The organism is Bradyrhizobium sp. Crot121 (genome assembly GCF_059512385.1).
On sequence record NZ_JCAMOR010000173.1, the window covers coordinates 1 to 4,739 of the forward strand.

The following is a 4,739-nucleotide window of genomic DNA, read 5'->3' on the forward strand; positions in this document are numbered from 1 at the left end:
CAGCGGGCGCGTGCGTAGCGGATCGGCATCCAGTATTGGCGCAGCGCCTCGACGGCCGCTGGAATATCGAGGTGGGCCTTGCGGAGAAAGTCCTCGGTCTCGCGGCCGCTTCGCGGCGGTCCGAGCAGCGGACGGCCCTGATCGTCGCGACAGTGCAGCAGGACGGGTAGCAGCAGGCCGTGATTGACGTTGCTGGCGTCCAGCAACGGCGCCCACGCCGACAGCCTGAGCCGCATCGCGACATAGAAGCCCCGGCACCAGGGACGCGGATCGATATCGCCATTGACTTCACGCCGGTGCATCGGCGCGAACTGGCGAGGCGTGGTCGAAAGGGTCTGGCTGATCTCGTTATGATGCAGCGCGACGGCGGAAATCGCCGCGAACTCCGGGGTGCCGCCGTGGTTGAAAGCATCGGCATCGATGGCGAGCAGCGGGCAGATCCAGTCGAGTGGGCTCATCGACACCGGTCCGGTCACGATCGCGGCGACGTAGCCATCGAGCGTGGGAATGCTGGTGGCGACAGAATGCCGATCAACGCGAGCCTGGAGCCATCGCTCGAGCTCCTCAAGTGGCATCGCGGCTGCCGCCATCGACGACGCTGCTTTATGACGACGCGGGCTCATGCCGCGGCCTGTGCGGTGCGCTGGCGCGCCGCCTTCCAGTTCCAGGCGAGCAGCTCGTGCAGCTGATGGCTCTTGGTTCGCCCGGACACGATGCGCTCCAGCACGTCGGCCAGGTAGGCCTGCGGATCGAGTTCATGGAGCTTTGCCGTGTTCACGAGCGACGCCAGGATCGCCCAGCTCTCGGCGCCGCCCTCGCTGCCGCTGAACAACGAGTTGCGTCTTCCCATGGCAATCGGGCGCATGGAACGCTCGACCGTGTTGGAATCGACCTCGACGCGGCCGTCGCGGAGAAACAGCGTCAGGCCATCCCAGTGATTGAGCGCATAGTTGATCGCCTCTGCCAGCTTCGACTGGGAGAAGAGCTGGCCCACGATCTCGGTCAGTCGCGCCTTGAGCGCCGCCATCAACGCTGCGCTCCTGGTGCGGCGGGTGGCCAGCCGCTGCTCCGCACTGTTGCCGCGGATCTCCGCTTCGATCGCATAGACCGCCCGCAGGCGTTCGATCACCTCGCGCGCAAACGGCGACTGCGTCGTTTTGAACACCTCGACGAATTTGCGTCTGGCATGGGCGAGACAAAAGGCGAGCTGGATCGCGCCGCCATGGTCGCAGGCGAGCGCCTTGTAGGCGGCATAACCGTCCACCTGCAGAATGCCGGAAAAACCCGTCAATTGTCCGGCGATCTCCTCGGTGCCGCGGCCGTCGGCGAACACGTAGGCGACCGCCGGCGGCGAAGGGCCACCCCATGGCCGGTCATCCATGGCATGCGCCCAGAACTGGCAGATGCGAGTGCGATGTCGTCCGGGATCGAGCACCGGCATCGGGGTCTCGTCGCAGAACACGCGCGGCGCGGCCTGGATTGTGCGCAGCTGGAGCTCATAGAGGCTCTTGAGCCACCAGGCCGCACGCTTCACCCAGCCGGCAAGCGTCGACCGGTCAAGATGGACGCCCTGGCCGGCCAAAATCTGCACCTGCCGGTACAGCGGCAAATACCAGGCGAACTTCGAGACCACCACGTGAGTCACGAGCGCGGTCGAGGCCATGCCGCTCTCGATCAGGCGTGGCAACGCCTTCACCTGGACCACGCCATCGGCGCAGCCGCGGCAGGTGTATTTGGGACGGATCGTCCGCAGCACACGCAGGATCGCCGGGATCACGTCCAGCACCTCGCTGACGTCCTCGCCGATCTTGTGGAGCTGGCCCTGGCAGCACGGGCAGGCGGTCGCCTCCGGCTCCAGCACCTGCTCACAGCGCAGCAGGTGCTTGGGCAGCGCGCCGATGTTGCGGCGCGCCTTCTGGCGTAGCTTATCAGACGGCTTCGCCGCAGGCGCATCGTCGTTGGCAGTCGCAGGCGGGGTGGCACCGGTCTCAAGGTCGTCAAGCTCAAGCGCGAGTTGCTCGGCCACGAGCGTGGCAAGCCGCTCCGAGCGCTTCCCGAAGATCATCTCCTTGAGCGTCTGCATCGCCACGCGCAGCTTCTCGTTCTCGACGTCAAGCGCGAGCACCATCTCGGTCAGAGCCGCCGGATCGGTCGGGAGAGCATCGGGGCGAATCGCCATGATCGAACGATACATGCGCCCGCTCCATGCTCCAGCGAAATCCTCACCTCTCAGCCAACAACGGCCGGCTGCTTCACAGGCTTGGGTGAGACACGCGTCCACTCAAGTCCGTCGAGCGAGGGGATTGAGGAATGTCCCCAACAGTGAGTCTGACGAATCATTTCCGGAGGTGGTCGAAGTTCGGGACCCCCACCATCCTTTGTACGGCCGCTCATTTCGAGTGATCAGGAAGATCGGCCAGCGAGGCCGAGGCATTCCCGCTTCGTATGAAGTCGAGTTTCGCACGGGAAGCAGTCTCCTGATTCAGGCAACCGCAATCGAATATTATGGACAAGGAGCAAATCAGATTAAGCTGAGCATGGAGGCTCTACTCGAGCTTCTATCGATAGCGGATTGTCCCGACGCACATGAGCATGGATCCAGCCGATCTTTGGTCGACGCTGACGCCCGCGCTCCGACGCCAGATCGTCGAAGACGTCGCCGCGATTTTGGCGGAGATCCCTCATGAAGTCCGAGTTGGTCACTTCAAGCCACTTGGCGCGCAAAGCCGTAGTCTACATCCGGCAGTCGACGCCCCACCAGGTCGTAAGCAATCAGGAGAGCCTGCGCCTTCCATACGCGCTTCGCAAGCGCGCCCGCGAACTCGGATGGCGTGAGGCTGCCATCGACGTGATTGACGCCGATCTCGGGTTGAGCGGCGCGTCTGCAGCGCATCGTAACGGCTTCAAAGAACTCGTTGGCCGTGTTGGCCTGAGTGAAGTGGGGCTCATCCTGTCGATCGACGTGACTCGCTTGGCGCGCAATTGTACCGACTGGTATCCGCTCCTGGATATCTGTGGTCTGCGTGGCTGTCTGATCGCCGACCGCGATGGTGTCTCGACTGGTCTTCACCAAGTTCCGCGAGCTCGGCAGCGCCCGGCAGGTCTTTCTTTGGCTGCGGGCCGCCGACATCAAAATGCCTGTGGTCCTGAGGAACGTTCAAATCTGCAAGCTCGGCTGGAAGGCGCCGGCCTTATCACACGGTGATGCAGATCTTGCACAATCCGCTCTATGCTGGCGCCTATGCGTTTGGCCGAATCGCCCAGAAGACACGGATCGTGGACGGTCGCGCTCGCAAGGTCAGCGGGTTCAAAAAGCCGCGGGAGGATTGGAATGTTCTGCTGCGGGACAATCATCCCGGTTATATCGGTTGGCAGGAGTACGAAGACAATCAGAAGCTGCTGCTGGAAAACGCCCACATGAAGAAGAATTGCTCGCGTAAATCGGCGCGCGGGGGACGCGCACTGCTGACCGGCTTGATGCGGTGCGGACGTTGCGGGCGGATGATGCGTGTAGTCTATGGCCAGGCCAAAGGGAATGCCCATCGTTATCAATGCCGCGGCGATGATGCCCATGTCGGAGCAGGCTTATGTATCGGCATTGGTGGAGTGCGGGTCGATCGTGCGGTCGCGCTGCAAATCCTTGAGGCTGTCTCCGATCGGGCTGTCGAAGCAGCGATATTGGCGTCCGACCAGATCGAGCGATCAAGAACGGAGATCATCGCCGCCGTCGAACGGGAGCTTGAAGTCGCACGCTACGAAGCATCTCTTGCTGCACGCCGATATGAGCTTGTGGATCCGGCGAAGCGCCACGTTGCCCGCGAACTCGAGGCGCGCTGGAATGGCGCATTGGAGCGGGTTGCCGAGCTTGAGCGGGGGATCAAGGAGCTGCGCGCTGCATCGTCGGAAAGTCCAAGGATCGACCGCGCCCTGCTACTGCAACTTGCGCATGATCTGCCGCGGGTTTGGAATGCACCGTCCACGGACACACGAACCAAGCAGCGGCTGGTTCACATCGTGGTCCGAGAGATTGTTTGCGATCTCGATGAGAACACCAATGAGGCGGTTCTGCTCATCCATTGGACCGGTGGCCGGCACACGGAGGTTCGTGTTGCTCGCGTTAAGACAGGCCGATATCCGGGGATACGGCACCCACTGCCGTTGACGCACTTCGCACACTCGCAGGTCATTGGCCTGATCGAGAGCTCGCCGCGTCGCTCAATCGGATGCGCTGTAAGACCGGCGACGGCGAGACCTGGACGACTGTTCGCGTGCGGGAAATGCGCGAACGCCTGGGCTTGCCGGACTACGATCCCGCATCATCCGACGGCAAAATGATCAGCCTTGCGAAGGTTGCGGCACACTTTGGAATTTGCGTCGGATCAGCAAAGAGCTTGGTGCTGAAGGGCGTCTTGCCGGCAACACAAGCAATCAAGGGCTCGCAATGGTTGGTTCCTGTCGAGGCGCTGAGTTCGGAAGCCGTACGCGTAGCGGTGCAGCACGTGATCGAACGTTGACCGAAAAACTACATTGATTATCAATACGATAGAATGATCCGCCTGCCCGGACTCTGACAAAGGGAGGTACAATGAAACGAGCTGTGCTCGTTTCGATCGGAACACGAAGGCTGCGCCGCTAAACGGGTCGAGACGGAGCATCTGCTGTACCTTCGCAGCCAGCCCATCATGGCCACAGCGGAAGTCAATCGGCCGCGTCGCGATGTAAATCTTCAGATCAGCACC

At 62.3% G+C, this 4,739-nt stretch carries 2 protein-coding genes and 2 pseudogenes; 1 reads left to right on the forward strand and 3 read right to left on the reverse strand.

Translation table 11 applies throughout. From position 1 onward, the window contains the following. Window positions 1–590 (reverse strand): UPF0149 family protein (locus tag AC5ZGW_RS45365; protein ID WP_463703230.1); only part of this gene is annotated, 590 nt, incomplete at its 3' end. A gap of 29 nt (window positions 591–619) precedes the next feature. Next, window positions 620–2,179, reverse strand: a complete 1,560-nt coding sequence (tnpC, locus tag AC5ZGW_RS45370) for an IS66 family transposase (RefSeq protein WP_130231592.1) — start codon at window positions 2,177–2,179, stop codon at window positions 620–622. 504 nt (window positions 2,180–2,683) lie between these two features. On the opposite strand from tnpC, the pseudogene AC5ZGW_RS45375 reads away from it, so the two are divergent. After that, window positions 2,684–4,514, forward strand: a pseudogene (locus tag AC5ZGW_RS45375) (recombinase family protein). 87 nt (window positions 4,515–4,601) lie between these two features. Here the strand turns inward: AC5ZGW_RS45375 and tnpB are convergent. Then, a pseudogene (gene tnpB, locus AC5ZGW_RS45380) lies at window positions 4,602–4,730 on the reverse strand (IS66 family insertion sequence element accessory protein TnpB); the annotation flags it as partial. Window positions 4,731–4,739: the final 9 nt, after the last annotated feature.